We start from the raw sequence: 16,854 nt of genomic DNA on the forward strand, positions 1-16,854 counted from the left end.
CCAGAATGCCGCTCCTGATCGTGACCGGACTTGCCTATGAAGCGCGCCTGATCGCAGGACCCGACCTCGTCACGATCTGCTCGGGAGGATCGCCGGAACGGCTCCGCCATAAACTGCGCCGTCATCCCCGTGCGTATCGGGCTGTGGTTAGCTTCGGGATCGCCGGTGGTCTTGATCCAAGCCTCTCGCCCGGCGATGTCGTTCTCGCTCAAGGGATTGTCGATGGAAAAGCGCGATGGCTCTCGCACCCTGGTCTCACGCAGGACTGGGCTCAAAGGTTGTCGGTCAAGGGCCGGAATGTCGTCGAGGCCGAGATTGCGGGGGTTGAGGCCACTGTCCGGACTCCTGTCGCGAAAGCGGCGCTTCGCTCCGCCACAGGAGCCGCCGCGGTCGATATGGAGTCCCATGTCGCAGCCGAATTCGCGGCCGTCTGCGGAGTTCCTTTTGCAGCAATTCGCGTGATCTGTGACGCCGCGAACCACTCACTTCCGCCTTTTGTCGGCGACGCACTGGATGCCGACGGGATCCTGGATTGGCAGTATATCCTTCGCGGAGTTGTGCGGCAGCCTATCCAGATCGCATTGCTGGCGCGTCTTGCGCTCGCTTCATCGGCGGCTCTGGCGGGCCTACGTCACTGTCGGCCCCTTCTCGGGCCCAATCTTGAGGTCGGCAATCTCGCCAAGCCTTTCAGCGACGTTTCGTGAGTAAGTAAATTGCGCCGGACGTTGTTGGTCCAGCGGGATATCCGGCACCATCGGGCCTCGCGTTGTCACTCCCCGCAAGGCGACTCGAGCGGCCTTCCATGGCCGCCGAACCGTATCCCTGACCGCCGATGCCTCGTAGCCTGAGTGGACCATGCAGTCGGCGCATTTTTCATAGTGGCCCGTGCCGTAGGCCTCCCAATCCGTTCCCTCCACTAACTCCCGGTAGGTCTTAGCGTAACCCTCGCCCAGGAGGTAGCATGGGCGCTGCCATCCAAAAATCGTCCGTGTGGGATTCCCCCACGGCGTACAATGATAGGCTTGATTCCCAGCGAGGAAATCGAGGAAGAGCGCCGATTGGTTGAACGCCCACCGCTTGCTGCCTCGGTCAAGGCGGAAGATGCTCCGAAAGAGCTCCTTGGTGGCTTTTCGATTGAGAAAATGCTGTTGGTCAGGGGCTCGTTCATAGGCGTATCCGGGCGAGACAGTGATCCCATTCACCCCAAGCTCCATGACCGTATCAAAAAAGCGGGCGACTCGCTCTGGATCTGCACCCTTGAACAGGGTGCAGTTGATCGTTACCCGGAATCCTCGCGCTCGAGCCAGCTTGATTGCAGCAATAGCACGATCGTAGACGCCCGACTGGCACACGGACTTGTCGTGCATGTCCTTGTCGCCGTCCAAGTGAATGGACCAGGTGAAGTACGGGCTTGGTCGATACTGATGAATCTTCTTTTCCAGCAGGAGCGCATTGGTGCAGATGATGACGAATTTGCGCCGTGCGACAGCACCTTCGACGATCTGGGGAAGATCTTTATGCAGGAGCGGTTCGCCGCCGGCAAGGACGACGACCGGAGCGCCGCATTCGTCTATTGCACCGAGGCAGTCTTCCAATGACAAACGCCTGTTCAGGATCGGATCCGGATAGTCGATCTTGCCGCACCCTGCGCAGGACAGATTGCACCGGAACAGAGGCTCCAGCATCAGCACGAGCGGATAGTGCCTCCGGCCCGCGAGATGTTGGCGAACCACATAGCCACCGATGCGAAGAATTTGACGGAGGGGGATACCCACGAGTAAATCCTTGTTCTGGCGAGGTCCGGTACTTCGATCCTAATGATCTCAAATGGTTGAGAGTTCAGCAGGTAAGCGAAAGTTGATATTCTCTTCGATGCCTGGAAGCATCGAGATCTCGACCGGGTATCTTCGGGACAGGGCATCAATGACCCTATCGATAAGCATCTCAGGTGCCGATGCACCGGCAGTCAGCCCGACAGCCTCGACGTTGATCAGCCACTTCTCGTCAATGTCTGTTTCGTCTCCTATAAGATAACTCGGGATGCCGGCCTCCTCGCCGATCTCTCGCAGACGATTGGAATTGGAACTGTTGCGGGCGCCGACAACCAACAGGAGGTCGCACATCCGACAGAGTTGCCGGACGGCCGTTTGGCGGTTCTGCGTTGCGTAGCAAATGTCTCGGGTCTCAGGCCCGACCACCTCGTAAAAGCGCCGCTCCAGAGCCGCGATAATTGACCGGGTATCGTCCACGCTGAGGGTTGTCTGGGTCACATAAGCGATGCGCGTCTCAGCCGGCAGATTGAGCGCGTCCACATCCGCCTCGGTTTGCACCAGATGAACGTTGCCTTCAATTTGCCCTAATGTGCCTTCGACTTCCGGATGCCCGGCATGGCCGATGAGCACGAGCGTCCGACCTTGCGCCACATAGCGCTGGGCTTGATGATGAACTTTGGTGACAAGAGGGCATGTGGCATTTAGCGCAGGCAGATTTCTCGCGTGAGCCTCTGCGACGACTGCCCGAGATACACCATGCGCACTGAAGATCACAACTGCTCCGTCCGGCACTTCACTGAGATCTTCAACAAAGCGCGCGCCCTTCTTTTCCAGGCCTTCAACCACATGCCGGTTGTGAACGATCTCGTGCCGCACATAGATGGGAGCACCATACTTCGCGAGGGCACGCTCTACGATTTCGATTGCACGAATAACGCCAGCGCAGAAACCACGGGGCCGGGCGAGGATAACTTTCATATCCTATCCTCTTATGCACACGTTATGCAAAAGCCACCTTGAAGTCTCTACCTCGGAATGTGGCCCTTTAACTATCGTCAATTGTAGCGCGCTCGCATTCAATTCAATGGGCGTTCTCGCACAACGATAGTAACATCAATCGAGAGATATTCTACTACCACTCAAACTTCTATTCCGGAGACATCCTCACGCTCATTGAGGAAACACCTAAGCAATATCCATCCGGCTGTGATGGTCGCCTCATCGTCGAGTTCAAGGCACCCGTACCCATTGAATGGCGCCGCTTGAGCAAAGCACCGTTTGCACCAGCAATCATAACTTCGTGATTGCTCGGTTCGATCTCTATTGCGCGGATGACGTAGAATGGAACAGCCTCACTCAGGCATGCTTACTGCTTCGTTCACGGCATTCCGTGATGCCTCTACCGCTGCGGCCATCGTTTCACCGATCGGATTGCATTCGTGCCCGTGGTCGACGAGATTGTCATGGTCCAGTCGCCTGCAAGAGACAAGTCGCTCCTTGACAAGTCGCTCCTTGACGATCCGCCACGGCGGCAAAGGTCCCAATTGCTGATCGCCCCCGAGAGACGGGCGATGAGGAGACGTCCCCATCGCCGAGATGCTCTATGTTTTCGAGCACCTTTTCACGCAGAACCGGTTCCCACGTCCCGCGTTCGATGCTCGCGCGTCGATCACTACCCTCGTTTTCGGCCGCGATTCACGCCCAGACCAATACTCTGGAGCTTCTGTTCCTGCGCCTCTCCCAACGCTTCGAAGACCTTTGTGACGATCCCTGCGGCGTCGAGGCCGGCCTTGGCGTACATGCGCTCGGGCTTGTCGTGGTCCTGGTAGAGGTCGGGCAGCACCATGGTGCGGACCTTCAGGCGGCCGCGATCGAGCGCGCCGTGCTCGGCGAGCAGCTGCAGCACGAAAGCCCCGAAGCCGCCCATCGAGCCCTCCTCCACGGTGACCAGCACCTCGTGCCGGCGGGCCAGCTCGAGGATCAGCGCCGTATCGAGCGGCTTGGCAAAGCGGGCATCGGCCACGCTCGTCGAGAGCCCGCGCGCCTCGAGCTCCTCGGCCGCCTTCAGGGCCTCGGCCAGCCGGGTGCCGAGCGACAGCAGGGCGATGCGGCTGCCCTGGCGCACCAGGCGGCCCTTGCCGATTTCCAGCGGCACGCCCTCGTCCGGCAGATCGACCCCGACGCCCTCGCCGCGCGGATAGCGGAACGCGATCGGGCCGGCATCATGGGCCGCGGCCGTGGCCACCATGTGCACCAGCTCGGCCTCGTCGGCGGCCGCCATCACCACCAGGTTGGGCAGGCAGCCGAGATAGGCGAGGTCGAACGCCCCGGCATGGGTCGGCCCGTCCGCCCCGACCAGCCCGGCCCGGTCGAGCGCGAAGCGCACCGGCAGGTTCTGGAGCGCGACATCGTGCACGACCTGGTCATAGGCCCGCTGCAGGAAGGTCGAGTAGATCGCGCAGAACGGCTTGTAGCCCTCGGTCGCCAGGCCGGCCGCAAAGGTCACCGCATGCTGCTCGGCGATGCCGACATCGAAGGTCCGGGCCGGGAACTCCTTGCCGAACAGATCGAGCCCGGTGCCGGACGGCATCGCGGCCGTGATCGCGACGATCCTGTCGTCCCGGCGCGCTTGGGCGATCAGGCTCTCGCCGAACACCTTGGTGTAGGCCGGGCATTGGCCTTGGCCTTGGTCTGCGCCCCGGTCACCACGTCGAAGGTGGCCACCCCGTGATACTTGTCGGCGGCGGCTTCGGCCGGGGCATAGCCCTTGCCCTTCTGGGTCACCACATGGACCAGGATCGGCCCGGTCTCGGCATCGCGCACGTTCTTCAGGATCGGCAGCAGGTGATCGAGGTTGTGGCCGTCGATCGGGCCGACATAGTAGAAGCCGAGCTCCTCGAACAGGGTGCCGCCGGTCCAGAAGCCGCGGGCGAACTCCTCGGCGCGCTGCGCCTTCTCGTAGAGGAATTTCGGCAGCTTCTGGGCGAGCTGCTTGGCGGTCTCGCGGATGCCGCGATAGGTGCCGCCCGAGACCAGGCGGGCAAGATAGGACGACATCGCGCCGGTGGGCGGGGCGATCGACATGTCGTTGTCGTTGAGGATCACGATCAGGCGCGAATGCAAGGCGCCGGCATTGTTCATCGCCTCATAGGCCATGCCGGCCGACATGGGCCGTCGCCGATCACCGCGATCACGTTGTTGGTCCCGCCCGCGAGGTCGCGCGCCACGGCCATGCCGAGGCCGGCCGAGATCGAGGTCGAGGTGTGGGCCGCCCCGAAGGGATCGTACTCGCTCTCGGCCCGCTTGGTGAAGCCGGACAGCCCGCCGGGCTGGCGCAGGGTGCGGATCCGGGCGCGGCGGCCGGTGAGAATCTTGTGGGGATAGGCCTGATGGCCGACATCCCAGACCAGGCGGTCGCGCGGGGTGTCGAACACGTAGTGCAGCGCGACCGTGAGCTCGACCACGCCGAGCCCGGCCCCGAGATGCCCGCCGGTCACCGACACCGCGCCGATCGTCTCCGCCCGCAACTCGTCCGCAACCTGCCGCAGCTGCCCTTCCGAGAGTTGACGAAGATCCTCAGGCGTCACGATCGTGTCCAGGAGCGACATTGACATATGCAAGACTCCTGTTGGGGACTCTAAACCCAATAAGCCTACGATAGAATCCTAAGGTTGCTCCGGAATCGGAATTCGCGCAAATAGTAAATTACGGCCGAGGTTAGCTAGATCCTGATGGCGGCACGATTGGCTTAACCCATGCCATTCACCCTGAGATGCAGGATTGCCGTCTCGATCAGATAATCGAAGCAGAGCAGTCAGTGGGTTAAGAGCCCGGTATGGCTAAGTCTCCCAGCCGGATCTGGTACAGGTCTCGTTCGAGAGCCTGAAGCGCCTGTATCCATAAAGCGCTGCGACACATGAAGCGGCTACACTCCTTGATGACGTCCCGCCGATACAGCACGCGCACGGGATGGTAGTGGCCGAGGGACCGACTCCAGACGCGGCCGCAGACCGGATCGAACTGCTGCTCTCAACCGCGTGGATATTGCGCCCGCGCAGGGCCTGGGACAGCGGTGTGGTCACGGCAAGTCTCAGTGATCGCGCCCTGAGCGGCATCGCGTCAGATCCCGCGCTTCCGTTCCATCCCATAACACTCTAACCTGACGTTACCCGTCGGACGGTCTCTTCCCGTCGATCCAATCGGCGGTCTTGCGCCGCGACGAGCCGCGTCATCTTACGCAAGTCCTGCTCCCCCAGTTTCATTGCAGCTTCGAGCCAAATATCGACAATGTCTCGCAGTTCCTCATACTTCAGCGGATTGATCCGCCTCTTCGAGCGGTAGATCGCGCTATGGGCGTTATGCTTGCGCCTATTGCGCGCAATATAGTCCCGGACTGCGTTCTCTCCTTGGCCATCCTCGGCAAGAACGTCGACGACACCGAGCCGGTGCAGTTCTTCAGCGGAATAGACATTGCCGCTCATGATGAGCTTCTCGGCAGAGGCCGTACCGATCTTGCGGGACAAGAGGCTAAACGCTCCCATCCCAGGGAAAAGATTGAACAGCACCTCCGGCAGCCCCATCTTCGCGCTTTTCTCCGCAATAAGAACATCGAAGGACAGTGCGCATTCGAATCCACCGCCCAGCGCATCACCTTGCACCAGTGCAATGGTGATCAGAGGCGTATGGAACGCCATCGCATTCCCATAAACCACGTCGATACAAGCATAGGCGTACTCCCGCAGTCCCTCATGATCCCTGCGCCGGATGCAGTCGGCAAAGTAGGCCAAGTTCCCGCCGAAGTTATAGACGCCGGGTGTCTGAGATGCGGCGACGAAGTACTCTAAATGCTCACGCTGTTCGCGATTGCCCTCCTCCACGATCGCACGAACCGATTCCTGTACGCACATCATGTCTCGAAGGAGTTCCATCGTGATCATCGGTTGCTGGCTCGGACGCATGGCCGCCCAATAGATCATCTGCTCAAAGTCAATTTTGACGTCGATGTATGGCAGAAAGAGGCTGGTTGAGTGAGGTCGTGCCGAGCCGGGCGCGGATATCGGCCCCGGCGTGATAGGAGTTGGTATTTCCAGATCCGTAACGGACTGAATGTCAGAAACGGGATGGTCATCAGCTTTGACCAACGGCGATCGCATCCTGCTCTCCATCATAGAGAATTCATCAAAACGGCGAGTGTCATCTCGCAGTCGAGCGGTGCACACCTATCGGAGGCAACCTTCCTTAAGGATAATGATCCTTTAACGGTCGCATGGGTAGCACCTAGGAAGATTTGTCGAGCGACTTGGTTAACATCGACCGCTTTCGACCATGCGAAACCATCAAAGAGAGCCTCTTTTCTTGGCGTCCGCGAACAGCGGTATTTCGATACGGGAAATTGAATTAACCAAATTCATAGAAGACGAAGTATACAGGATACAATCCCTACGTAATCGCGATATGAATAATATGCTCTAGGCAATCGCCATGTCGCTTTCGGAGGAGGGTCAAGAAATGCGAAATCGGCGATCTGCGCATAACCAGAGGGTTTCTCGAGAGGGACAAACGGAGCTCGCGCTTGAACACGCGGCATGCCTTGTGAAACGGCAGCAACGAGGTAGGTCGACCGCCCAAGTTGCTCATGGGGCACGCTCAGCGACACCAGAGGTTGGATCGAGCTGACAGGCCGGGGATGGCCGAGGATGACACATGACAGCTATTCTGATCCTCGATGACAAAAGCACCAACCGCAACATCTATTCCCGGCTCGCTCAGACGATTGAGGATGGCGCAGGGGTGCATGCCTTCGCCTCCCCCGTGGAAGCTCTTGCATGGCTCGAAGGCAACACCCCTGATCTCATCATTACAGATTTTCGAATGCCCAGCATGGACGGCGCCGAATTCACCAGGCACGTCAGGAACAGTTCCAACGGGATCGACGTTCCGATTATCGTAATTACCGCTTACGATGACAGAGCCTTCCGGCTCAGCGCATTGGAAGCGGGAGCGACGGACTTTCTGCGATCCCCGGTCGATCATTATGAATTCGTCACCCGTGCTCGCAATCTGCTTAAGCTGCAGCGCCAGCAGCAGAAGATCAAAGGCCGTGCCCAGGCCCTCGAACAACAGCTCCGTATCAGCGAGCGCTCCCAAGAGGAGCTGGTCCGCAGCAGCCGGGAAGCTCTGGCCCAGGTCATTGATACTGTGCCGGCATTGATCAGCGCGACCGACAAGGACGACCGCATTGTTTTCGTAAACGCCTACTTTGCCGATTTCGTCAACTCGACCCCAGAAGCTCTGACGGGAAAACGGCTGAGTGCTATCCTCCGCAGCAACAAGCCGGAGTTCAGTCGCCAGATTCATAAGGCCGTCGGGGGGAACCAGCAGACGTCCGTCAACTACGAAGAGAGTTTGCTCGACATCGCCGGGGCCGAGCGGACGTTCCTGACGACGAAGACGTCAATGCACGCCTTTTCGGGGGCCGAAACAAGCGTTCTGACGACGTCGGTCGACATCACCGAGCGAAAGCAAGCCGAAAGCACGTTGCGGCACATTGCACTGCACGACACGCTGACCGATCTTCCCAACAGAAGAATGCTGTACGAGTGGATCGGCCAGAAGCTCTCCGGTGAAGGAGCAGGGTTTGCCGTCCTCCTGATCGACCTCGACCGCTTCAAAGCGGTCAATGATGCTCTCGGTCACGCCGGAGGAGACCGAATGCTCCAACTGGTGACAAGCCGCCTCCTCGGAATCGTATCGAGCACCGACCTCGTTGCGAGGATGTCCGGTGACGAGTTCGTCGTCGTTCAGGCGAACATCAGGTCCCCGGATGATGCGGAAGAGCTCGCGCGCAAGATCATCGATTCCCTGTCTGCTCCTTTCCTGCTTGAAGAAAGTGAGATCAGAATAGGGTGCACGATCGGCATCACGCTGGCGCCGCGCGACGGCCGGAGTGCCGAGAACCTCCTCCGGTATGCTGATCTGTCGATGTACCGAGCCAAGGCCGAAGGAAGGAACACGCTGCGGTTCTACTCGCCCGAGCTGGACAGAATCTCATGGAACAACATCGGTTTAGAGGTCGACCTCCGTAATGCGATTACCCGGGAACAGTTCGAGCTCCACTTCCAGCCTCAGATCGATCTGGAGACGGGATCGATTGTAGGGGCGGAAGCGCTTTTGCGATGGGTCAGGCCTGAATTCGGCCTGACCTCGCCCGCCTCATTCATCGATATTGCGGAAGAGACAGGGCTGATCAATGAAATCGGCGCATGGGTTCTGAAGAAGGCCTGCACCCAGGCCGCCGCATGGCAAAACCTGCCGTACTGCCCACTCCGCATCTCGGTCAATCTGTCGCCCATGCAGTTTCTTCGCCAGGATATTGTCGGTCTTGTCGAAAATACCCTCACGGTGACCGGTCTGGATCCGCAATGCCTCGAACTCGAACTCACCGAGGGCAGTCTTCTCAAGGACGTCGAGCGAACCAAGCAGATCCTCCGGAGACTGAAGAAACTCGGGGTGAGGATCGCAATCGATGACTTCGGAGTGGGCTTCTCTTCCCTCAGTTATTTGAAGAACTTTGCAGTCGACACGTTGAAGATCGACCGCTCGTTCATCTCGAATCTCCTCGCCGGGAGTCGTGACGAGGCCATCGTCAGGACGATCATCTCCCTGGCCCAAAGCCTTGATCTGAAAGTGATTGCCGAGGGTGTCGAGACGAGCCCTCAACTCGCATGTCTGCTCAACCATGACTGCGACGAAGCTCAGGGTTACTTGTTCAGTCGACCGGTACCGTCCGACGTCTTCGAGAACCTTCTCAAGGAGAATCCTCAGTATCATCTATCGAGGCAGAGTAGTGTGCCGAAGAGGACTCAAAGCGCGTGCTAGCCGGTATCCTGTCGCGCCTTAGGTATAGCCCCGATCGCGAGCACGAGATGAGCCTGAATAGGATCATCTTTCTGGGCCTGATCGCAGCTTACACTTACTGGATCAATCCTTCGGTGCCTCGCGAGGCGCTGATCAGCGCAACTGTCTTCGCATTCGTCTCGGTCGGCATCGTCGTCCATATTCTCCTCAGGCCCCACCAAACGATGGCCCGCCGGACTATTGCCATTATCAGTGATCTTACCACCGCATCCATTCAACTTCACTACGTTGGCGAGACATCCGCCGTCCTTTTTCCGCTTTACCTATGGATTACGCTTGGAAACGGGTTTCGTTTTGGCGTCCGGTTCCTCTATGTGGCGCTGGCCGTCTCGGTTATGTGCTTTGCAATCGTCATCTATACAACGCCGAGATGGTACAATGACATCTATCTCTCAGTAAGCCTACTGCTGAGCCTCGTCATTCTCCCTTTCTATGCAAGTACGCTGATCCGCAAGCTGTCCAATGCGAAGGCGCAGGCAGAAGCGGCAAATCGAGCCAAGACGTTATTCCTTGCGAGCGTCAGCCATGAGCTGAGAACTCCGCTGAACGCAATCATCGGTCTTTCGGGTCTCATGTCGGGAACACCTCTCGACGTCGAACAGCGCGGCATCGTTCGAACGATTGGTTCAGCCGGCGAGTCCTTGCTCCGGCAAATCAACGGCATCTTGAACCTGTCCCGCATCGAAGCAGGGAAGATGCCGATCGATCAGGTGGACTTCGATCTTTCCGAAGTCCTTTCCACGGCCCGGGCGATGGTTCTGACCCAAGCTCAACAGAAAGGGCTTCGATTGACGATCCATATCGCTCCGGAGACTCCTCTGCAGCTGCATGGACCGAAGCACCACCTGGCAGAGATTCTACTGAACCTCCTTGGCAACGCCGTCAAATTCACGGAGAAAGGGTATGTCACGCTCGCGGCGCACCCTATCACCGAGGGTAAACAGACTTTCGTTCGCTTTCTCGTATCCGACACCGGCATCGGTATTGCGCCCCACGGGCTTGGACGAATCTTCGAGAGCTTCACCCAAGCCGATGAAACCATCATCAACCGTTTTGGCGGAACTGGGCTCGGGCTTTCCATCTGCCGGCAACTGGTCGATGCCATGAGCGGCAAGATAGGGGTTGAAAGCAGGGAAGGTCACGGTAGTCGCTTTTGGTTTACGCTCCCGATGAGGGCATTGGATCCGGAGGCTGCGGGCGGTCAACCGTCGCAGATGATCCAACCCCTCCTGGTCTGCCACGAGCCCAGCCTCGTACACGCCATTGCATCCCGACTCGGAGACCGAGAAGACATTCCTGTCGCCCAGACCTTGTCCGAGGGAAGCGAATGGCTTTGGCGGAACAGAAACCGGCAGGTCGTGCCGTTCTACTATAGCGACCTGCCGGACAACGTCCTTGCCGCAGAAATCGAAACGGCAAACCTTCCTGTCCCTCCCGTTCTCATACGCCCCGGTACGTCCCGGAGCTTCACGGCGTCGGAACTGATGCATGTGTCAAGCAGCATCCTGCCGCTCGACTTCGTGCGAAGCGAAGCTCAGGCGGCCTCGGTTGCAGCGGCTGCGCAAACGTCTTGGGCTCAGGCGTTGTGGAGCGACCCGAGCGGGATCGATCTACCCTGCGCATCGCGTCCTCTCTCGATCCTTGTGGCGGACGATAATGCGACAAACCGAACGGTCGTCTCGAAGATTCTGGAGCGCGGCGGACATACGGCACGATGCGTCCGCAATGGGGAGGACGCACTCAGCGCACTGGAGGAGGAATCGTTCGATCTGGTCATCCTGGATGTCAACATGCCGGTCATGACCGGTATCGAGGCCGCCAAACTGTTCAGATTTTCCGAGCCCCAGGGCAGCCATACTCCGATCATCGCCCTTACGGCCGACGTTACACCGGAAGTCGCTGCCGAGGCACTCGGCGCAGGTATGGATGCCTGCCTGACAAAGCCCGTACAGCCAGCAACGCTTCTCAAGGCGATCGAGGACCACGTCGCCGCCCGGCGCACGTCAACGCCGGCCGAAAGCGCCCCAGCGCGTGTTTCCTCGACGGACGCCCCCTCCCCCGCTATCGACGAAGCCGTGCTCAGGGAGCTGGAACAGCTGGGCGGACGGGATTTCGTTCGCGGCCTTGTGGAAGAGTTTTTCTCCGATGCCAACCATCTTGTCGGCGAGTTGCGGAATGCAGCTGCGTCGGGCGACACGCACCGGTTTCGCGTCGAAGCTCACGGCTTGCAGAGCGCATCCGCGAATGTGGGAGCAAAGACGGTGCATGAGATCTGCATCGGCTGGAGACGCATTACGAGCACCGATCTCGCGGCAAACGGCCCAGACCAGGTTGAACACCTGGCGCGCGAACTCGCGCGTACCCATAGCCTGTTAACGGAGTATCTACTCGAACCAGCCAGCCCATAGGGCATCGTACGGACCCGGTGGGCCATGCTAGAGCAACGGCGGTTCAGACGAATCCATATCCGGCAGCAGTGAAGTAGTTGCGGCATTCCTCGGCCTCGACCCGATCGCAGACGTCTCCGATGGCCCGCCAGAGCGCGTCAAAGGTGCGGGCTTCGGCTTTGCGCAGGTGCGCTTTGATCTTGGCGAAGAGTTGCTCAATTGGATTCATGTCCGGACTGTACGGGGGCAGGAACAGGAACCAGGCGCCACGTTGCTTCAGACACTGCGCCGCCCTCTCACTCTTGTGCGCCGGCAGGTTGTCGAGGATCACCACGTCGCCGTGCGACAGCGTTGGCGCAAGCTGGGTCTCGACATAGGTCTCAAAGATCTGCCGGGTCATCGGCCCGTCGATCACCCACGGAGCTGTCAGCCCATAGCAGCGCAGCCCGGCGACAAAGGTCTGGGTCAGCCAGTGCCCGAACGGCGCTTTCGCATACAGGCGCTGCCCCTTGGGACAGCGGCCGCGCAGACGCGTCATCTTGGTGGAGGTGCCGGTCTCATCGAGAAAGACGAGCCGATGCGGCTCCTGGCGCATACGGGGCTGTCGCTTGGCGCGCCAGTGCTCGCGCGCCCGGCGCACGTCGGCGCGTCCTTGTTCGCTGGCCCGCAGCGTTTTTTTTGAAGCTGTAGCCCTGGCGGATGAACCAGTGCGAGATCGAAGCAGGCGTGACCTTCGTGCCGCGGGCCGCCAGTTCTGCGGCCAGTTGGGGCATGGTGATGTCGCCCTTCTCGGCCACACGCTGGAGCAGGAAATCGCGATGCGGATCGAGCTTGGAGTAGCGCCAGCCGCCCTCCGGCTTGGGCGCCAAGCTGCCGGTGGCCCGATAGGCTGCCATCAGCCGGACCACAAAGGCGACCGAGACCTCGAAGTGGCGGGCCGCCTCATGGCAGGAATGGCTGGCCTCGACAAAGCGCGCCACCCGGCGGCGCAGATCCAGCGAGTAGGACTTGGTCATCGCTCATCTCCTCCCAGAAAGAGGGCTGAGACAAGTGAATCACGAAGTCGCCACGCCGCATAGCCCCAACGACTCCGTCAGAACTGCCGTTGCTCTAGAGCATCGTGCGGAAAAGTGGACCCGGTTTTCGCTAGCGCGGCCCGCTGGGGCCGCTCAAACGATGCGCTCATCTAAAAGGAGAGCATCGGATCGAGCCCAAAAGTGCAGATCCACTTTTGGGTCCGATGCTCTAGGCGCGGCTCAAACCGATGTAAGGCTTTGTGATTGCAGTTTCTGCCATGCCTCATAGGCAGAAAGAACTGTTTCCATCTGCGCAGTATGCCCTGCTACAAACTCGTCGCCGTAAATCGTCTCATCAGGATACTCGGTGATGAGCGTCAGCGGCACCGTATGCCGATCGTCGACCGAGGAAAGGCATGGAAAGCCGTTGATGACGCGAAAGCCGGTTTCGCCCGCGTGGATCTCGTAGAGCGCGATCTGGCGATCGTTGAAGTCCAAGAGGCCCGGAATGGCGCCGAGATGGCGCGTCACATGGTCCAACACCGCCTCGGCTGCCGCCTCCCACCCGGCGTGATGCCGCATAACGAGAAAGAAACCTTTGGGCAGCGTCCACATGGCGAAGTTGCGCGGCACATAGCCGGAAAGCGGTCGTGTCCACTCATGCGCCGGATAACCATGAAGGTTCACATGCAACCCGGCGCCACTCAGTTGCTGCGCCTTGAGGCGGATGAACTTTTCGTTGAGATGGACGCCCGCGTTCTCCTCCGTTCGATACTCCAGATCGTCGCCGAGCGCGGTGTAGCGGGCGGCATGGTGCATATGCCGCGGATTGTCGACGCGCAGGCGCTGATGCAGTGCATATCCGTCGGGGTTTTCCAACGGCGAGACGGTGAAATGCGCATTCGCGCGTTGCTTGAGCAGGCGAGCGGCGCGAATAGCGCCGACGATACCGGTCGTCTCGTTAGGGTGTTGTCCGCCGCTGATCATCACCGCGGCATCGCCGCCCTTGAGATAGCGGCCCGACAGATTCCTGCCCGAACGCGAAAGTGCATCGAACTCTTCGCCGCCGATATCTGAGAGCAAGCGCGTAATCTGTCCGGCGGCTAATGGTTCGCTTGCGGTATCGACCGATTGGTCCAACCCGTCATGGAAGGTTGTCGTGAGTGGTCGTAGCTCGACGCGAACCGATATGGCGCTCTCGCTCTTGACGATCTCCGGGACGATCTGACCGGGCTTCAGCCCTCGGTCGCCGAGCGGACGACCCGACTTCTTCTGAAAGAATTCCAGCAGCGAGAAGTACAAGTCCTCGTGCATCGCCTCTCGCAGGCTGACGACCTCGTCGCCGACGGGAAGCGGCAGGTCTTCCGCCGGATGGACGACGCGAATGTTGAGCTCAGGGAAGTAAGGCTCTTCGTTGCCCCATTCGTGACCCGCTATTGCCTGGACGGTGGTCTCGAACAAGCGCTCGTAATCGGTCTCCAGCCGCTCGCCCTGCTCATCGCCGGCGAACCGGAGCCAGCCGGTCGGCGATAGGTTCATTTCGCCGACGATATCCGAGTGAACGCGGTTGGGCACGAGCACCTTCAGCATCTCGGGCGAGCCGGCACGGGTGAGGATCACGTCGTAACAGAGTTCGTTGTCCTCGCGGGGCAGGAACACGATCTTCGCCTCGCCGACCAGCGCGGCAAGGGGATAGGCCTCGAGACGGAATCGATTGGCAGGAGCCGCGGGATGCACAGGATAGCGAATCTCGATCGCGGTGACGCCGACGAGATCGATATCCTCGAGAAATGCAAAGAGAAGCGGCTTGTAGGCGCTTCGGATACGTGCGGTGACACCTTTGTCCGCCAGCGCTTTTTCTGCTGTCCGCCGGCTTCTCGTATCGTCGAAGGTCCACGCTTCGAAGGACTGTCCCGGAACCGCGCGCGCCACGAGCTGTTCGAGACTGCGCTCGAAGGACTTGGAAAAAATCTCACTCATCAAGAATTACCTTGTTCTGCCCATTGGATCGAGGCTGTCGCGGAGCCAGTCCCCAAGCAGGTTCAGGCCGAGCACCGTCAGCATGATGGCCAAGCCTGGAAAGACGCTGACCCACCAGGCGATCTGGAGATAGGTGCGTCCGTCGGCCAGCATTCCGCCCCAACTCGGGATGGTGGGATCGACGCCCATGCCCAGGAACGTCAGGCTGCTCTCGAGCAGGATGTTCGTCGCGACATTGAGGGTCATCAGCACGATGACGGGGCCAAGCAGATTGGGCAGCAGGTGCTGGAAGATGATGCGCCAATCCCTCACGCCGATGGCGCGGGCCGATAGAATGAATTCACGCTCGCGCAAGGAGAGCACCGAGCCCCGCACGAGGCGGGCGTATTGCACCCATTGCGACACGATCAGCAGGATGATCGTGTTGGTCAGACTGCCGCCGACAATGGCCGTGAAGGTGATGGCCAGAAGGATAAACGGCATCGCGAGCTGGATGTCCGCGAAGCGCATCACGAGCATATCCCAAAAGCCACGGTAGTAACCGGCGATAAGGCCCATTATCACTCCGAACACGACGGCTCCGGCGACGGACGTGATGCCGACGAGCAGCGAAATCTTGCCGCCCATCACGACACGCGCCAGCACGTCGCGGCCAAGCGGATCCGTGCCAAGGGGGTGGGCAGCCGAGGTGAAGGGCCTCGCCAGGCGTGCCATCAGATCGATCTTATCGGCGCCGCCGGGAAACAACAGGTCGGAAAACAGCACGGCCAGGCAGATGACGCTGGTGAGAAGTGCGCCAAGAATGAATTCGACACTCATGAACCGTGACGAACGGGACAGGGTTGCGGCCATGCCGGTTACTCCGTGCGGATGCGGGGATCGATCAAGCCATAGGCGATGTCGACCAGAAGATTGATGCCGACGATCATCAACGAAAGAACGGTGATCACGCCCTGGAGAACCGGGAAGTCCCGCGCCCCGACGGCATCGAATGCCAGCGTGCCGAGTCCGGGCCAGTTGAACACCCGCTCGATGACGACGATGCCGCCGAGAAGACCGCCGAACTGGATGCCGAAATAGGTGATGAGCGGAATGGCGCAGTTGCGGAGCGCATGCTTGTAAAGGACCTTGGTTTCGCTCAGGCCCTTCGCGCGGGCGACCATGATGTACTGCGACTGCAACGTTTCCAGCATCGAGGTCCGTACCAGGCGCACGTTCGTGGCCGTCAGGATGATCCCCATGGTGAGGGCCGGCATGATATAGCTCGAAAGGCCGACCATGCCGCTCGGAGGCAGGAGATTGAGCGTGATGGCGAACAGCAGCACCAGCATGGTGGCAAGCCAGAAGTTCGGGAAGGACAGGCCGACAAGCGACAGGATGCGCACGACCTGGTCCGCCCACTTCCCGCGCGCCGTCGCCGCCTTGATGCCGAGAGGGATGGAGAGCACGATCGAAACCGTGATCGAGATGAAGGCGAGCAGCAGGGTCGCGGGAAGCGCCTGAGCAATCAGCGTCGTCACGGGCGCATTGCCGGCGAAGCTGCGCCCCATATCCAGGGTCATGAGCCCCTTCAGGAATAGATAGTATTGTTCGAGGAACGGCTTATCGACACCGAGTGCCTGCCGGATGCGCGCGAGGTCATCCTCCGTCATGCTGCCGCCGCCCTGAAACATCGTCACGGCCGGATCGCCCGTCAGGCGAATGGCGAAGGATACGAGAAGGGTGATGGCGATCACGATGAAGATCGCCTGAAGCAAGCGTTTGATGAGGAAGCCGGCCACG

General features: G+C 59.9%; 11 protein-coding genes and 1 pseudogene. 3 read left to right on the forward strand and 9 right to left on the reverse strand.

Translation table 11 applies throughout. From position 1 onward, the window contains the following. Positions 1–5 precede the first annotated feature (5 nt). The gene (locus tag RE429_RS21530) at positions 6–704 is read left to right on the forward strand and encodes a phosphorylase (RefSeq protein ID WP_414475386.1); all 699 of its coding nucleotides are present in this window, start codon (positions 6–8) and stop codon (positions 702–704) included. Here RE429_RS21530 and hpnH read toward each other — a convergent pair. From hpnH to RE429_RS21550, 4 genes and pseudogenes are all read right to left on the reverse strand, one after another. Then, entirely contained in the window at positions 627–1,775 is a 1,149-nt protein-coding gene (gene hpnH / locus RE429_RS21535; RefSeq protein WP_414475387.1) for an adenosyl-hopene transferase HpnH, read from the reverse strand. The genes RE429_RS21530 and hpnH overlap by 78 nt on opposite strands. Positions 1,776–1,823: 48 nt before the next feature. Beyond that, the gene (gene ispH / locus RE429_RS21540) at positions 1,824–2,750 is read right to left on the reverse strand and encodes a 4-hydroxy-3-methylbut-2-enyl diphosphate reductase (RefSeq protein WP_414475388.1); all 927 of its coding nucleotides are present in this window, start codon (positions 2,748–2,750) and stop codon (positions 1,824–1,826) included. A 694-nt stretch (positions 2,751–3,444) separates the two neighbouring features. Then, positions 3,445–5,386: pseudogene (gene dxs, locus RE429_RS21545) on the reverse strand (1-deoxy-D-xylulose-5-phosphate synthase). 540 nt (positions 5,387–5,926) lie between these two features. Further along, positions 5,927–6,925, reverse strand: coding sequence for a crotonase/enoyl-CoA hydratase family protein (locus RE429_RS21550; protein ID WP_414475389.1), 999 nt, complete (start codon positions 6,923–6,925; stop codon positions 5,927–5,929). Between the two features lie 550 nt (positions 6,926–7,475). Here RE429_RS21550 and RE429_RS21555 point away from each other — a divergent pair. After that, positions 7,476–9,650, forward strand: a complete 2,175-nt coding sequence (locus tag RE429_RS21555; RefSeq protein ID WP_414475390.1) for a putative bifunctional diguanylate cyclase/phosphodiesterase — start codon at positions 7,476–7,478, stop codon at positions 9,648–9,650. 47 nt (positions 9,651–9,697) lie between these two features. Then, the gene (locus RE429_RS21560; protein ID WP_414475391.1) at positions 9,698–12,097 is read left to right on the forward strand and encodes an ATP-binding protein; all 2,400 of its coding nucleotides are present in this window, start codon (positions 9,698–9,700) and stop codon (positions 12,095–12,097) included. A 43-nt stretch (positions 12,098–12,140) separates the two neighbouring features. Here the strand turns inward: RE429_RS21560 and RE429_RS21565 are convergent, their stop codons facing one another. The 5 genes from RE429_RS21565 to RE429_RS21585 form a co-directional block, all read right to left on the reverse strand. Next, entirely contained in the window at positions 12,141–12,746 is a 606-nt protein-coding gene (locus RE429_RS21565; protein WP_414475878.1) for an IS630 family transposase, read from the reverse strand. Next, on the reverse strand, positions 12,634–13,092 hold the full coding sequence (locus RE429_RS21570) for an IS630 transposase-related protein (protein ID WP_414475392.1): 459 nt from the start codon (positions 13,090–13,092) through the stop codon (positions 12,634–12,636). The genes RE429_RS21565 and RE429_RS21570 overlap by 113 nt, the downstream gene beginning before the upstream one ends. A 240-nt stretch (positions 13,093–13,332) precedes the next feature. Beyond that, positions 13,333–15,072 carry a M14 family metallopeptidase gene (locus RE429_RS21575; RefSeq protein WP_414475393.1) on the reverse strand — a complete coding sequence of 580 codons (1,740 nt, stop codon included), beginning with the start codon at positions 15,070–15,072 and terminating at the stop codon, positions 13,333–13,335. A gap of 6 nt (positions 15,073–15,078) precedes the next feature. Further along, positions 15,079–15,924: an ABC transporter permease gene (locus RE429_RS21580; RefSeq protein WP_414475395.1), complete on the reverse strand. Its 846-nt coding sequence runs from the start codon at positions 15,922–15,924 to the stop codon at positions 15,079–15,081. 5 nt (positions 15,925–15,929) lie between these two features. Continuing rightward, the gene (locus tag RE429_RS21585) at positions 15,930–16,853 is read right to left on the reverse strand and encodes an ABC transporter permease (RefSeq protein ID WP_414475396.1); all 924 of its coding nucleotides are present in this window, start codon (positions 16,851–16,853) and stop codon (positions 15,930–15,932) included. Position 16,854: the final 1 nt, after the last annotated feature.

Origin of the sequence: Microvirga sp. M2, assembly GCF_047497095.1 — a bacterium.
GTDB lineage: Bacteria > Pseudomonadota > Alphaproteobacteria > Rhizobiales > Beijerinckiaceae > Microvirga.

Bases quoted from the DNA above. Each gene is read 5' to 3' on its own strand.
- RE429_RS21530 (WP_414475386.1), top strand. From the start codon at position 6: ATGCCGCTCCTGATCGTGACCGGACTTGCCTATGAAGCGCGCCTGATC.
- ispH (WP_414475388.1), bottom strand. From the start codon at position 2,750: ATGAAAGTTATCCTCGCCCGGCCCCGTGGTTTCTGCGCTGGCGTTATT.
- RE429_RS21550 (WP_414475389.1), bottom strand. From the start codon at position 6,925: ATGCGATCGCCGTTGGTCAAAGCTGATGACCATCCCGTTTCTGACATT.
- RE429_RS21555 (WP_414475390.1), top strand. From the start codon at position 7,476: ATGACAGCTATTCTGATCCTCGATGACAAAAGCACCAACCGCAACATC.
- RE429_RS21560 (WP_414475391.1), top strand. From the start codon at position 9,698: ATGAGCCTGAATAGGATCATCTTTCTGGGCCTGATCGCAGCTTACACT.
- RE429_RS21570 (WP_414475392.1), bottom strand. From the start codon at position 13,092: ATGACCAAGTCCTACTCGCTGGATCTGCGCCGCCGGGTGGCGCGCTTT.
- RE429_RS21575 (WP_414475393.1), bottom strand. From the start codon at position 15,072: ATGAGTGAGATTTTTTCCAAGTCCTTCGAGCGCAGTCTCGAACAGCTC.
- RE429_RS21580 (WP_414475395.1), bottom strand. From the start codon at position 15,924: ATGGCCGCAACCCTGTCCCGTTCGTCACGGTTCATGAGTGTCGAATTC.